The organism is Pontibacter anaerobius, assembly GCF_026241195.1.
GTDB lineage: Bacteria > Bacteroidota > Bacteroidia > Cytophagales > Hymenobacteraceae > Pontibacter > Pontibacter anaerobius.
Genome location: NZ_JAPFQO010000007.1, coordinates 210,594 through 223,424 on the forward strand (window position 1 = coordinate 210,594; position 12,831 = coordinate 223,424).

The window sequence follows — 12,831 nt, forward strand, 5'->3', positions numbered from 1 at the left end:
TCATTACACATTCACACATTCTGAATTGACTAAATGGCTAAGATAAAAACATCATACTTCTGCCAGAACTGCGGTGCCCAGTCGGCCAAATGGATTGGCAAGTGCCCTGCCTGCGGCGAGTGGAATACTTACGTAGAGGAGGTGGTACAGCGCGAGGAGGTAACCCCGACCACCGCCTGGAAAGTTGGCAGCAGCACGGCGCAGGTGGCCAACAAACCCAAGCCCATTGCCGACATCAGGTATCAGGAGCAGCAGCGCGTAGTTACGCAGGACCAGGAACTGAACCGTGTGCTGGGAGGCGGCATTGTGCCGGGCTCCATGGTGCTGATAGGTGGTGAGCCGGGCATAGGTAAAAGTACGCTGATGCTGCAGATTGCCCTTAGCCTGCAGGGGCTGAAAGTGCTGTACGTGAGTGGCGAGGAGAGTGAGCAGCAGATAAAAATGCGCGCCGAGCGCCTCATGGCTCAAGCCTCCGACTGCTTTATACTTACAGAAACCGGCACGCAGAATATCTTCAAGCAAATAGAGCTGGTGCGGCCGCAGGTGCTCATCATCGACTCCATCCAAACCCTCCACTCCTCTTTTATTGAGGCTGGGGCGGGCAGTGTGAGTCAGGTGCGCGAGTGTACTGCCGAGCTGCTGAAGTTTGCCAAGGAGAGCGGCACGCCTGTTTTCCTGATCGGCCATATTACCAAAGAAGGCAACTTGGCCGGACCCAAAATCCTGGAGCACATGGTAGATACGGTGCTGCAGTTCGAGGGCGACCGCCACATGACGTACCGCATCCTGCGCACCACTAAAAACCGCTTTGGCTCTACTTCTGAGCTGGGTATATACGAGATGATGGGCTCAGGCCTGCGCGAGGTGAGCAACCCGTCGGAGATACTGATCTCGCAGCGCGAGGATGCTTTTAGCGGCATAAGTATAGGGGCCACGCTGGAGGGCAACCGCCCCTTGCTGATTGAGGTGCAGAGCCTGGTGAGCCCGGCTACGTATGGCACCCCGCAGCGCACCAGCACCGGTTTCGATGCCAAGCGCCTGAACATGCTGCTGGCCGTGTTGGAGAAGCGCGGCGGCTACCGCTTGGGTGCCCAGGACGTGTTTCTGAATATTGCCGGTGGCCTGAAGGTAGAAGACCCTGCCCTGGACCTGGCCGTATGCGCTTCCATCCTGTCGTCTTTCGAGGACATGCCCATCTCTAACACCGCCTGCTTTGCCGCCGAAGTTGGCCTGGGAGGAGAGGTGCGCGCCGTAAACCGCGTGGAGAACCGCATAACAGAGGCTGAAAAGCTAGGGTTTACCGACATCTATATCTCAAAGTATAACAAGAAAGGCGTTGACCTAAGTAAATTTTCCATCAATATACACGCTTACGGTCGTCTGGAGGAGGTTTTCGCCAGTTTGTTTGGGTAAGCGCTTCAGGAAGTATAAATTAGAAAATTTCTTAGCTACAAGTATAAAACGACGCAGGTATAACAGCCTGCGTTTTTTGTACTGTTTTTGGTGGGTATTAACTAGGTTGTAAAAAGATGAGCTTGCAAGAATGCAAGTGTGTTGCGCCGAAGGGTTGAAGTGTGTCTATACTTTGATTTGCCTTTAACAGTGCCTTTAATTGTGTTGTGGAGTGTTTAAGAGATGGAGTTAGGAATAAACTATGGTATTGATCTTGTGCTTATCATAGTTTTTGTTTTTGTATTCCAGTGAATTTATAAATTTAATCATATTCTGGAATTTTATTGTAGGAGGATGTTGTTCAAAGCCTTATTATTACTGCTGCTGACGCTTTGTGTAGGGTGGTTATAGTATAATAGCAAGAATTCTTTTAGCCAAAGAACCAGAACTACATCTAACAGATGAAAAAACTTAATCTGCTGCTGCCTGCCCTCATCCTGCTGGCAGCAAACCAACTCCTTGCCCAAGGCAAAGCCATCATCAGTGGCAAAATCTCTAGTCCCCTCTCCAACCAGGTAGAGTTGGTTATCTACCCAAATCCCCTTATCCCGGAAGAAGTTACGACAGAGGTAACGCTAGACGGCAAAAGTTTTCGTCTGGAAGTGCCTGTAAAGGAAGCCACCGTGGCAGAACTGCAGCATGGAGATGAGGTGGTGCAGGTATACCTGGAGCCGGGCTATGAGCTTATCATGAACGCAAACGGCAAAAATTTTCTTAAGTCACTGAAGTACAAAGGAAAGGGCGCCAACGAGAATAACTACCTGGCAAACTATACTTACCGCTTCGAGGAGGAGGAGGAGTACCAGGTGCTGCCGGATAATATCAAACTAAAAGAGCAGCAGTTCACTGAGTTTCTGGACTACCGCCGCGAGGACCAGTTAGCCAGCTTTGAGAAGTATACCGGTAAAAAAGAGGTGTCGGAGCAGTTCAGCGATTTTCTGAAAGCCGAGATAGATTTTAGCTATGCCACAGACAAACTGAGTTACCACCCGCTGCGCCAGCAAGTAATGCAGGTATCGCTTAGCAAGCCCTCAGCGGCATTTTATGATTACCTCAGCGAGTTAGACCTGAACCGCCCTGCAAACCTTTTAAGCCCTTCGTTTGTGAACTTCCTGCGCAACTATACAGCTTATTTTGCCAAAGAGGCAGGCTACCAGGAGGCAAACCCGCAGTATTTTAAAGTACGCTACCAGGTAGCAGAACAGAAACTGAAAGGGCAGGCGAAGCTACTGGCGCAGGCGCAGGTGCTGAAGCAGTCTATACAACAGGGCCACCTGAAGTATACCGAGCAAATGCTGGAGGACTTCAATGTGAAAAACAGAGACAGAGCCGGAAATGAGTACCTGGCAAGGCTATATAACGAAAACACAACACTGGTGACCGGCGGCATAGCTCCGGATTTCATGTTGCAGAATGTAGACGGCGATACGGTGTCGCTCAGCGATTACAGGGGCAAACTGGTCTACCTTAACTTCTGGCGCAGCGACTGCGGACTTTGCCATGTAGAGCTGCCGCACCTGCAACGCCTTACGGGCAAACTGGGCAACCATAAAATAGTTTTCCTGAACATTGCCGTGGGAGACGACGAGGCGCAGTGGCGGAAGCTGGTACAGAAGAAAGAGCTGCAGGGCGAGCATGTGTTGGCAAAGGGGGCTGACGCTGCCCTTGCCAAGCAGTATGGCCTGAAGGATGTACCGGCTTATTTCCTGATAGACGAGGAAGGCCGCTTTATCTCCCTTAAAGCACGCCGCCCCAGCGATCATGAGGCCGCCAACGATATTCTGCAGCACTTGGAGGTACGGCAGGTCTCCTTAAAGTAGTCATCGTTCACAGTTTATACTTGGCCCGGCATTCTTCTGAGTGCCGGGCTTTTTTTGTTTAGGGGTGAATTCTGAGTTTGTGAAATTAGGTACCGGGTCCACTACCCCTACCCCTCAGAGCTACGCTCGCTACCTTCAAGCGCGCATTCTCGGTAGTCTAAGGAGGGGAACCTGTAAAAGCTTTGGCTGAAGAATAAATTTCATGGCTGCTGGTATTATCAGCAGAAGTATAAACCCACCCAGCCCCTTTCGACAGGGGATTCTCAGGAAACGATTATCCAACCACCCCTGCCCCTCCTTGTCCAAGGAGGGGAGTTCTCGGTAGACGATGTTGAAGTGTAAGTTTCATAGTTGGGGATGGGTGTCATCAGCAAAAGTGTTAACTCACCCCTAGCCCCTCCGAGGAGGGGAATTTCACCTCTCCCCAGCCCTCTCCTTTTCTCGAGGGCCCCTACCCCCAAAACAGGAGAGGGAGTACTGCTCAGGCTCCGTCAGCGGGGGCTATCGAACTGATCCCAGTCTTTCCGTTGAGCGCCTTTGGAGTTTTTCCGGTGACGAGCGGCAGCGTGGCATTGCGACGCAGGAGCAAAGGGAAAGGTCCCAGCGCGATGCGGGAAGACGAGCCCTCCCGGGCTGGAGGGAGCCAAAGCCAGAAATGAAACTGTAGGTTCGTAAGACTGAGGATGAACAGAAGCTAGAAAGGATAGCTTGTGTCAAGTGGCAGAAAGCAGCAGCTAGGGAAGTATAAGTATGGCTCACGCGGATTAGGAAATCCGCAGCAGGAAGGTTCCGGACAGAGATGTCCGGAACAGCGAAAGTATGAATGGACAGGTATATCGTATGGCCAAAGCATAAAGGATGGCTCTCCGAGCCAGTTGAGTTACAAACTCAACATCATAAAAGGTCACAAGTCTGAAGACTTGCGCCAGAAGGGGAGGTAAAGAAAATATAAACTGGCAAGTATGAGTACGCGGATAAGGATGTCCGGAACAGCGGAAAAATATAGCAGCAACACGTATAAAGTATAACCCAAGTATATACCACGTATCAGGAACTGTGGCAGCAAAACCATTACCCACCTCTCCCTAAATAACCGTTAAATGTTTTGCTGCGTACTTAATTTCTACACCTCTGTAAGCAGCAGAGAGCTATGAAAGCAATTTAGAAGTTACAAATACTCTACTTTTTAACCACAAAAAATATGGCATTAATCAATAAGAATGACATTGAGAAGCTGCTGAATGTGCAGAATAACACACAAAACGCTTTGTGTATTTCTCTCTACATACCTACGCACCGTGCCGGCCACGAAACCCTGAATGGCCAAGACCACATCCTCTTTAAAAACAAACTCAGAGAAACCCGAGCCCTGCTGCAAAGGCACGACGTGCCCGAGGCAGAGATAGAGCAGTACATGAAACCGGCGGAAGAGCTTTTGAACGACAACGGCTTCTGGCGCCACCAGGCAGAAGGCTTGGCTATGTTCATCACTAAAGGCTTCTCCGCGCATTATACCCTTCCCATGACAATGCCAGACGTAGTGTATGTGCTGGATCAGTTTTACCTGACCCCCTTATTGCCAATCCTGAGCCAGAACGGCCGTTTCTTTATCCTGAGCCTGTACCGCGAGAAAGTAGGCTTTTATGAGGCGACCATTGATAAGATCAGGCAGATAGACATCAGCTCGTTTGTGCCCGAAACCATGAACAAAGCCCTGAAGTTTGACGTGAAAGGCAACGACCAAGACTTTACCCACTCCACTACCACCGTAAACGGCACAAACATAGTGCACGGTCCGGGCAGCACCAAGGGCGATGAGGAGCACGAGCGCGTACGCGAGTTTGTGCTAGAGATAGATAATAGTATGCAAAAGATACTGCACGATGCACATGAGCCCCTTGTATTGGCCGGCGTAGACCATTACTGCAGCCTTTACAAGCAGCACAGCAAGTATAAAAACATTGTGCCGCAGAACATCAATATAAACGAAAACGCCGATGTGGTGGACGCCAATTCGCTGCACCAGAAGGCGTTGGCTGTTGTAAAACCTATGATGCAGCAGGGGCACACCGATTCGCTGACTCGCTACCAGAACGTGGCAGGCACCGGCGTAACTTCCGAGGATATTGCCACTGTGGCGGCAGAAGCCGTGCATGGACGCGTGGATACACTATTTATTACGCCAAGCCAGCCTGTTTGGGGCAGGTATGACGCCAAGAGCGCTACAGCTGAGATACATAACGAGTACAAACGCGGCGATGATGACCTGATAAATCTGGCGGCTACCAAAACTTTGGCCCAGGGTGGTAAAGTGTTCGTTAGCAGTTATAACGGGCTCACTGAGTCTGCCGAGGGAGGTGCCAATGTAAAGGCGCTTTTCAGGTACTAAACAGCCTTGTTTTTGGCCGTTAGCGGCAGAAAGTATAAATTAGTGGGGCAGCCAAAGCGGCTGCCCTATTATTTTGGGTAGCTAGCTGCATTTGGCTGCTGCCGTAGCACCTGCATACTTCTATGGCGGTTTATTTAGCTGATGGGTTTAACTTTTTATCAAAACTGACGCCACTGCGCGCGCTGAATGCGCTGCAGGTGGTGGGCAGCTACCTGTACTCTAAGTTCACCGGCAAGGCTACACACTGGGGCTATCCCCTCAGTATTTCGCTGGAGCCCACCACCTCCTGCAACCTGCGCTGCCCCGAGTGCCCCAGTGGCCTCCGCTCCTTCTCACGGCCCACCGGCATGCTGCAGAATGAGTTGTTTAAAAGCACCATAGACCAGCTGCACCGCCGCCTGCTGTACCTTATCTTTTATTTCCAGGGGGAGCCATATTTGCACAAGAGCTTTCTGGAGCTGGTAAAGTATGCCTCAGACCGCGGCATCTATACGGCTACCTCCACCAACGCACACTTTCTGGATGATGCCACGGCACGCCAAACCGTGGAATCCGGACTGGACCGGTTGATCGTATCTATAGACGGCACTACGCAGGAGACGTATGCGGCCTACAGGGTGGGCGGAAAACTGGAGAAGGTGCTGGAGGGTACGCGCAATGTGGTGAAGTGGAAGAAGGAGCTGAAAACAAAGACGCCGCACATCATGTTCCAGTTTCTGGTGGTGCGCCCTAACGAGCACCAACTGGAGGATGTAAAAGCGCTGGCAAAGGAACTGGGGGTGGACGAGGTGGTGTTCAAAACTGCCCAGATCTACGACTATGCCCAGGGCTCCCCGCTCATCCCGACGATAGACTACTACTCCAGGTACACAAACAACGGCGACGGCAGCTACAGCATTAAGAACAAGCTGCTGAACCACTGCTGGAAGATGTGGCACTCCTGCGTGATCACCTGGGACGGGCTGGTAGTGCCCTGCTGCTTCGATAAAGATGCCGACTACCGGCAGGGCGACCTGCAGCAGCAGAGCTTTGCGCAAGTATGGCGCGGCAAGGAGTATAACTCGTTCCGGCAGAAACTGCTACGCTCCCGCAGCGAGGTGGAGATGTGCCGCAACTGCACCGAGGGCACAAAAGTGTGGGCCTGACAATGTATTAACCATGAAAAAATCATCATTTTGGAAATTAACCTAACCTCAATGAAAGACCTGAACGATGCCGTGGAGCTGCTTTGGAGCAAGCTGGAGGGCTGGGGAGCGCAAATAGTACTCATGCTCCCGAATATCTTTGTGGCACTTATCCTGCTGATCATCACTTTTTACGTGGCGGGCTTTGTGCGCGACTGGCTGGGCAAATTCATCAACAGGTTCTCGCACAGCGCCGCCCTCAATAACCTGATCCTGACGTTACTCCATATCGGCATGCTGATGGTCGGTTTCTTCTTTGTGCTGAGCGTGCTGAACTTGGATAAAGTGGTGATTTCGCTGCTGGCCGGTGTCGGTATCATCGGTCTGGCCTTGGGCTTTGCCTTTCAGGATATTGCCGCCAACTTTATTTCCGGAGTCATTATTGCCGTGCAGAAACCGTTTGGCGTGGGCGATAACATAGAAACTAACGATTACTTCGGCACGATTGAGCGTATCACGCTTCGGACTATAGATATTCGCCAAGTTACCGGTGAGCTGGTAAGGCTGCCGAACAAGATGGTGTTTGAGAATCCCATGACCAACTTCTCCATCTACGGCACCCGCCGCATCGACCTGGAGGTGGGTATATCCTACGCCGAGGATCTGGAACGGGTGCAGCAGGTGGTGATAGAGGCGCTTCAGGATGTGAAGAACCGCGTGAAGACACGCGATGTAGAGGTAATGTATGATGGCTTCGGTGACAGCTCCATCAACTTTAAGGCGCGCTTCTGGGTTACTTACAGCCGGCAGGTAGACTATGTGGGCGCCAAAAGCGATGCTATTATTAAGATAAAGAAAGCCTTTGATGCCAACGATATCCTTATTCCATTCCCTATCCGAACGCTGGATTTTGGTATAAAAGGCGGCGAGAAGCTGAGCGAGGAGCTGCAGGCGATAACCGCAAGTATAAAAAATGGCCAGCGCCTGGGCGGCAATGGCCAATAACAACTAAGGTATTCTTTAATTTAGCAGCAGCAAGGGCCGATATGATGTCGGCCCTTGCTGTTTTACTTGTCGTTCTTATCCAGGTTCTTGCCCAGGTCCTCCACCTGTTTCAGAAACGTGTCCACGTTCTCATCGGCATAAGGGCCGTAGGAGTTGGAGATGGTGCCCTTCAGGCCGGTGCTTGTCTCTAATGCATATAGTATAGACATATCGTCCGGGTCACTTTCGCCCTCAAAACGGTAGTGGTCTACAATGCGCACCTGGTCCGGGTTAAACTGCTCTTTTTCTTCCATAGTGCAGAGTCTTCCATCCTGCCCTACTTTAAAATCATACTTATAGCCGTCTTTACGGAGGCGGTTCAGTACGTTCACTAAAGATCTTTCTTCAACTTTATCTTGCATAATGTATCGGTTTAATTGATTCTACTCCTAAGTATAGAACTATACGCAAAAACAAAGTTTAGATACAAAACGAGGGGCGATTAATGTGAGGCGGAAGCCGAGATCAAAGTATAACACCCTGCGCTACCAGCCTGCCGGAGGCTTAAAAACGAAACAGGCTAGGCCTTTGCCTGCTGTTTCTCCAGGTCTTGCTGTATCTTCTTGAAGTCGATGGTGGAGCAGGCGCCACAGCTCTTGGCGCAGCCGCTTCTGGCCGAAAACACCTGGTAGAGCATGCGCAGCATGTAGGCTACCGCCGCCAGAAAGATAAGCAGGATGAGGAGTTGCTGAATCATACTTTAGAAACCCTTTGGAAGTATAAAAAGTTTAGGCTTTCGGCTTTTTCCAGAACTCGCCGATGGTCTGCAGCATCTCGGGGTGCACGCTACCGTTGCTGGCCACAATCTCGCGCCCGAAGACAAAATCGCTGCCCTCGGTGAACGTGCTGAGCTTGCCGCCCGCCTCCTGCACTATAATCACACCGGCTGCCACATCCCAGGCATTCAGGTTATACTCAAAAAATCCCTCAAAGCGCCCGCAGGCCACATATACCAAATCAATGGCGGCAGAGCCGATACGGCGTATCCCGTGCGATTTAGACATAAACGACCCCAGCACCTGCAGGTACTGCTGTGTCAGGCCGAAGTCATAGTATGGGAATCCAGTGGCGATCAGGCTGTCTTTCAGCGCGGGCGCGTCCGATACCTTTATGGGCGTGTCGTTGCAGAAGGCGCCGCCGCCTTTATAGGCCCAGAAACACTCGTCGCGGTTAGGGTCGTACACCGTGCCCAGTACCACCTGGTCGCCATCCAACAACCCCACGCTGACGCAGTAGGCAGGCAGGCCGTGGGTAAAGTTGGTGGTGCCGTCCAGCGGGTCTATCACCCAGTTAAAGCGCTCGCCGCGTGTGGTGTCGGTACCCTCCTCGGCAATAAAGCCCGCCTCCGGAAGCAGCTTGCGCAGCCCCTCCACCAGCTTCTCCTCCGCCTCCTTATCCACGTAAGAAACAAGGTCGTTAAAGCCCTTCTGCTCTATCTGGGAGCGCTCAAAGTTCTCTCCCTCCTTCTGTATAAATGCGCCGACGCTGCGGCAAAGTATGTTCAGGTTGTTGGCCAGTTGGTTCAGGTTCATATTCGCTGTGCTATACTTTGAAAATGTGCTGTGGCTTGTGCTTGTTTAGAGAACCATACGGCATACGCGGCTCTGAGTACGGTCGCCAGCATAATCGGCAGGAAAGCGGCATGGTACATTTGCGGCCACAGCGGCCAGCCAATCACGGCCACTGCGGTAACTATGGCAGTATAGAGCATATACTTGCGCACCCACTCCCGGAGTATGCTGCGGCCCAGAAAGACAGCAACTACCACGTGCGAAGGGATAGTCCAGAGTAAATTAAAGTTATAAGCTGTGGCCTGGTGGTCGGTGGCGAACCAGAGCAGCAGCACCACAATACCCAGCAGCCCCAGCACCAGGAAAAACACCATGTCGAACACGCGGCTGCGGCTGCGCTTGATGAAATCCATGGCTGTAAGCGCCACCACGATCACGAAAAATGCCCAGAACAGCAGCTGCGGCGTAAACCAGCCAGCCTCCAGGGGAATAGAAGGGTCGCGCTCAAAGATCACCTTCTGCTCCAGTGCCAGTGGTGCCGTACTGCCTTTTTGCGAGAGAGTAGCATTGGCCAGGCCTTTGGAGAGGTAATCCGGCAGGAACATGTACTGGTAAGGAGTGGCCTCCTGGTCGATGCGCGCGCCAAGGGCTATGTCGATCCCGAAATCGCCCCAAGGCTGCGGCCCCAGGTATAAATCGATGAGGTTCCGGAAGCTGTAGTCCTGGTCGAACTGGCTGATGTTAAAGGCCAGCTGGTTGGGGAAGGTAGCCTCCAGGCCGTCGCGGATGCGGGTGGCGCAGTTGTCGAAAAAGAAGTCGTAAAGATAAAAGCGGTTCTCGGGCAGGTAGTTGTGCGTCAGGAAGGCCCAGTACTGCTGCTTCTGCTCCTCCGTCAGGTTCAGCTGCTGCTCGTACACCGAGCGGTTGTCCATGGTGTAGCTGTACACGAAATCCTGGAAATGCGCCGCCGAGAGCTTGTAGTTTAGCTTGCCCTGCGCAAACTTGAGGTAGAAGTTGGGCTCGTCGAAGTCGAAGGTGCCGTAATTGAACACCACGTCCATGCCATTGGCCGGGTCGTGCACCCGCACGGCGCTGTGCCCGAAAATGGCGTACAGGTCTGGCCCTGGCGAGCAGGTGATCAGGCTGATCTTTGCGTCCTGCGACAGTGGGATGCCATCGAACTGCGCCCAGGCCGGCAGGGTAAGGATGCTGAGAGCCAGCATCAGCGTTAGCTTTTTTATAAATGCTTTCATGTTATTCTTTATCGGCTTTTCCGCCTTTGGCGGCCCCAGAAACCACTAGCACAAACTCGCCTTTAATGGCTTTGTTGTTGAAAATCTCGATCAGCTCGTCCAGGGTGCCGTTAATGGTTTCCTCAAACATCTTCGAGATTTCACGTGAAACAGAGGCCTCGCGCTCTCCCCCGAAAAACTCCTTAAACTGCGTGAGCGTCTTGAGCAGGCGGTGCGGCGACTCATAGAAAATCATAGTACGCTCCTCGTCGGCCAGGTTCTGCAAGCGTGTCTGGCGGCCCTTTTTCACAGGCAGGAACCCCTCAAAGGTAAAACGGTCGGTGCTGAAGCCGGATTTAACCAAGGCAGGCACGAAGGCCGTAGCGCCCGGCAGGCACTCTACTTTGATACCGTTCTTCACGCACTCCCGTACCAGGAAGAAACCGGGGTCCGAGATGCCCGGCGTGCCCGCATCCGAGACCAATGCCATCACCTCCCCGGCCTTCATGCGGTCTATTAGGTGGGCGGTGGCCTTGTGCTCGTTGTGCAGATGGTGGCTGTGCATGCGTTTTTCGATGCCCAGGTGCTGCAGCAGCTTGCCGCTGGTGCGCGTGTCCTCGGCAAGTATAACGTCCACCTCCTTCAGTATACGAATGGCCCGCAGCGTGATATCCTCCAGGTTACCGATGGGAGTCGGCACCAGGTATAAACTTGTCTTTTCCTGTTCCTGCATGGCGTAAAGATACTATAGATAAGGGAGAAAGGTAAAAAGGTAGAAAAGTAAAAAGGGCGGTTGGCGTTTATACTTTGGCTGCTCGTCCTGTAAAGAAACCTGGTAGTAGGCAGGTTAAGCCTATACTACCAGCTACCAAGATCCTTTCAGGATGACAAAATATGTAGATCCTGAAAGCCCTGCCTGACCCGAAACGTTAAGTTTATACTTCTGCAAACCGGTTAATCTGTAAAATAACCGCTTCGCGAAGTATGAGTCCTCAGCAAGTATAAACTCACCCCTTCTCCGCCATCATCCGGTCATAGATCCTGTCAATGCGCCTGGCCAGTTCATGATCTTTCTCGGTTACGGTGTTGCTGGCGTCGTGGGTGGTGAGCTCAATCTCCACTTTGTTGTACACGTTGCTCCACCACGGATGATGGTTCAGCTCCTCGGCCACCTCCCCCACAGCGTTCATAAAGGCAAGCGCCTGTTTAAAGTCTTTAAAGGTAAGGCTACGCGATATTTTATTCTCTTCTTCTTTCCACATAGGTTTAACGGTTAGCGGCCTTGCCTGCCTGTATTGCAGAAACATGACGACTGTGCAGGCGTATAGCTTTAAAAGTTTATTTACGACGATATACTTCTATAAACCTATAAAAACTATGGAAAACAAACCAAAATCTTTTCCGCCGCAGGAGATGGAGCAGCCGGGCAAGGAGCATAAAATGATGCCGGAGCCGGAGATCATCAGAGACGGGTATAAAGGCAGTGACAAGCTGAAGGGTAAAGTAGCCCTGATCACTGGCGGCGACAGCGGCATCGGGCGTGCCGTGGCCGTGCACTTTGCCCGCGAGGGGGCCGATATCGCCATTGTGTACCTCAACGAGGACAAAGACGCCCAAGACACTAAACAGATGGTGGAAAAAGAAGGCCGCAAATGCCTGCTGATCTCGGGAGACGTGGGCAAGGAGGACTTCTGCCGCGATGCCGTGAAGCAAACCGTAAAGGAACTAGGGCGGCTGGATACGCTGGTGAATAACGCCGGAGAGCAGCATGCCCAGGAGGATATCCGAGACATTACGGAGGAGCAGCTGAAGCGCACCTTCGACACGAACATCTTCTCCATGTTCTACTTCGTGAAGGAGGCCCTGAACCACATGAAAGAGGGAAGCACCATCATCAACACCACTTCTGTAACGGCGTACCATGGCAACAAACTGCTGCTCGATTACTCCTCCACAAAAGGCGCCATACTTACCTTTACCCGCACGCTTGCCCAAATGGTGGCCGATAAAAAAATACGGGTGAATGGCGTGGCCCCGGGGCCAATCTGGACACCGCTTATCCCGGCCTCTTTTGACGAGGAAAAAGTATCGAAATTCGGCCAGAAAACACTGCTGAAACGCGCCGGGCAGCCATCGGAGGTGGCGCCTGCCTATGTGTACCTGGCCTCCGAAGACTCAGCCTTTACCTTGGGCGAGATTATGCACATAAACGGAGGCGAAATGGTGACGACCTAAACCAAAGCCGCCTGAAAAGAGTAA

Annotated in this window: 13 protein-coding genes; 7 read left to right on the forward strand and 6 right to left on the reverse strand. The window is 52.1% G+C overall.

Annotated features, from left to right (window positions below; translation table 11 throughout):
• Window positions 1–33 precede the first annotated feature (33 nt).
• The 6 genes from radA to OO017_RS11635 all read left to right on the forward strand — a co-directional run bounded on the left by radA (window position 34) and on the right by OO017_RS11635 (window position 7,790).
• Window positions 34–1,413, forward strand: a complete 1,380-nt coding sequence (gene radA / locus OO017_RS11610) for a DNA repair protein RadA (protein WP_266052660.1) — start codon at window positions 34–36, stop codon at window positions 1,411–1,413.
• Between the two features lie 440 nt (window positions 1,414–1,853).
• Window positions 1,854–3,272: a TlpA family protein disulfide reductase gene (locus OO017_RS11615; protein WP_266052661.1), complete on the forward strand. Its 1,419-nt coding sequence runs from the start codon at window positions 1,854–1,856 to the stop codon at window positions 3,270–3,272.
• Window positions 3,273–3,982: 710 nt separating this feature from the next.
• Window positions 3,983–4,213, forward strand: coding sequence for a hypothetical protein (locus tag OO017_RS11620; protein WP_266052662.1), 231 nt, complete (start codon window positions 3,983–3,985; stop codon window positions 4,211–4,213).
• 260 nt (window positions 4,214–4,473) lie between these two features.
• Entirely contained in the window at window positions 4,474–5,661 is a 1,188-nt protein-coding gene (locus tag OO017_RS11625; RefSeq protein WP_266052663.1) for a baeRF3 domain-containing protein, read from the forward strand.
• A gap of 122 nt (window positions 5,662–5,783) precedes the next feature.
• Window positions 5,784–6,806 carry an SPASM domain-containing protein gene (locus tag OO017_RS11630; RefSeq protein ID WP_266052664.1) on the forward strand — a complete coding sequence of 341 codons (1,023 nt, stop codon included), beginning with the start codon at window positions 5,784–5,786 and terminating at the stop codon, window positions 6,804–6,806.
• Between the two features lie 51 nt (window positions 6,807–6,857).
• Window positions 6,858–7,790: a mechanosensitive ion channel family protein gene (locus OO017_RS11635; RefSeq protein WP_266052665.1), complete on the forward strand. Its 933-nt coding sequence runs from the start codon at window positions 6,858–6,860 to the stop codon at window positions 7,788–7,790.
• 62 nt (window positions 7,791–7,852) lie between these two features.
• On the opposite strand, the gene OO017_RS11640 is transcribed toward OO017_RS11635, so the two are convergent.
• The 6 genes from OO017_RS11640 to OO017_RS11665 form a co-directional block, all read right to left on the reverse strand.
• Window positions 7,853–8,191 (reverse strand): hypothetical protein, encoded by a 339-nt coding sequence (locus OO017_RS11640; protein WP_266052666.1) that lies wholly within the window; start codon window positions 8,189–8,191, stop codon window positions 7,853–7,855.
• A gap of 158 nt (window positions 8,192–8,349) precedes the next feature.
• Complete coding sequence (locus tag OO017_RS11645; protein ID WP_266052667.1) at window positions 8,350–8,526, reverse strand: hypothetical protein; 177 nt, start codon at window positions 8,524–8,526, stop codon at window positions 8,350–8,352.
• 31 nt (window positions 8,527–8,557) lie between these two features.
• Complete coding sequence (locus OO017_RS11650) at window positions 8,558–9,361, reverse strand: inositol monophosphatase family protein (protein ID WP_266052668.1); 804 nt, start codon at window positions 9,359–9,361, stop codon at window positions 8,558–8,560.
• A complete protein-coding gene (locus OO017_RS11655) occupies window positions 9,358–10,593 on the reverse strand; it encodes an Lnb N-terminal periplasmic domain-containing protein (RefSeq protein WP_266052669.1) in 1,236 nt (411 codons plus the stop codon). Before OO017_RS11655 ends, OO017_RS11650 begins: the two co-directional genes overlap by 4 nt.
• 1 nt (window position 10,594) lies before the next feature.
• Window positions 10,595–11,305 (reverse strand): 16S rRNA (cytidine(1402)-2'-O)-methyltransferase, encoded by a 711-nt coding sequence (rsmI, locus tag OO017_RS11660; RefSeq protein ID WP_266052670.1) that lies wholly within the window; start codon window positions 11,303–11,305, stop codon window positions 10,595–10,597.
• Between the two features lie 274 nt (window positions 11,306–11,579).
• Entirely contained in the window at window positions 11,580–11,879 is a 300-nt protein-coding gene (locus tag OO017_RS11665; protein WP_266052671.1) for a 4a-hydroxytetrahydrobiopterin dehydratase, read from the reverse strand.
• Window positions 11,880–11,949: 70 nt separating this feature from the next.
• On the opposite strand from OO017_RS11665, the gene OO017_RS11670 reads away from it, so the two are divergent.
• On the forward strand, window positions 11,950–12,807 hold the full coding sequence (locus OO017_RS11670; protein WP_266052672.1) for an SDR family oxidoreductase: 858 nt from the start codon (window positions 11,950–11,952) through the stop codon (window positions 12,805–12,807).
• Window positions 12,808–12,831 lie beyond the last annotated feature (24 nt).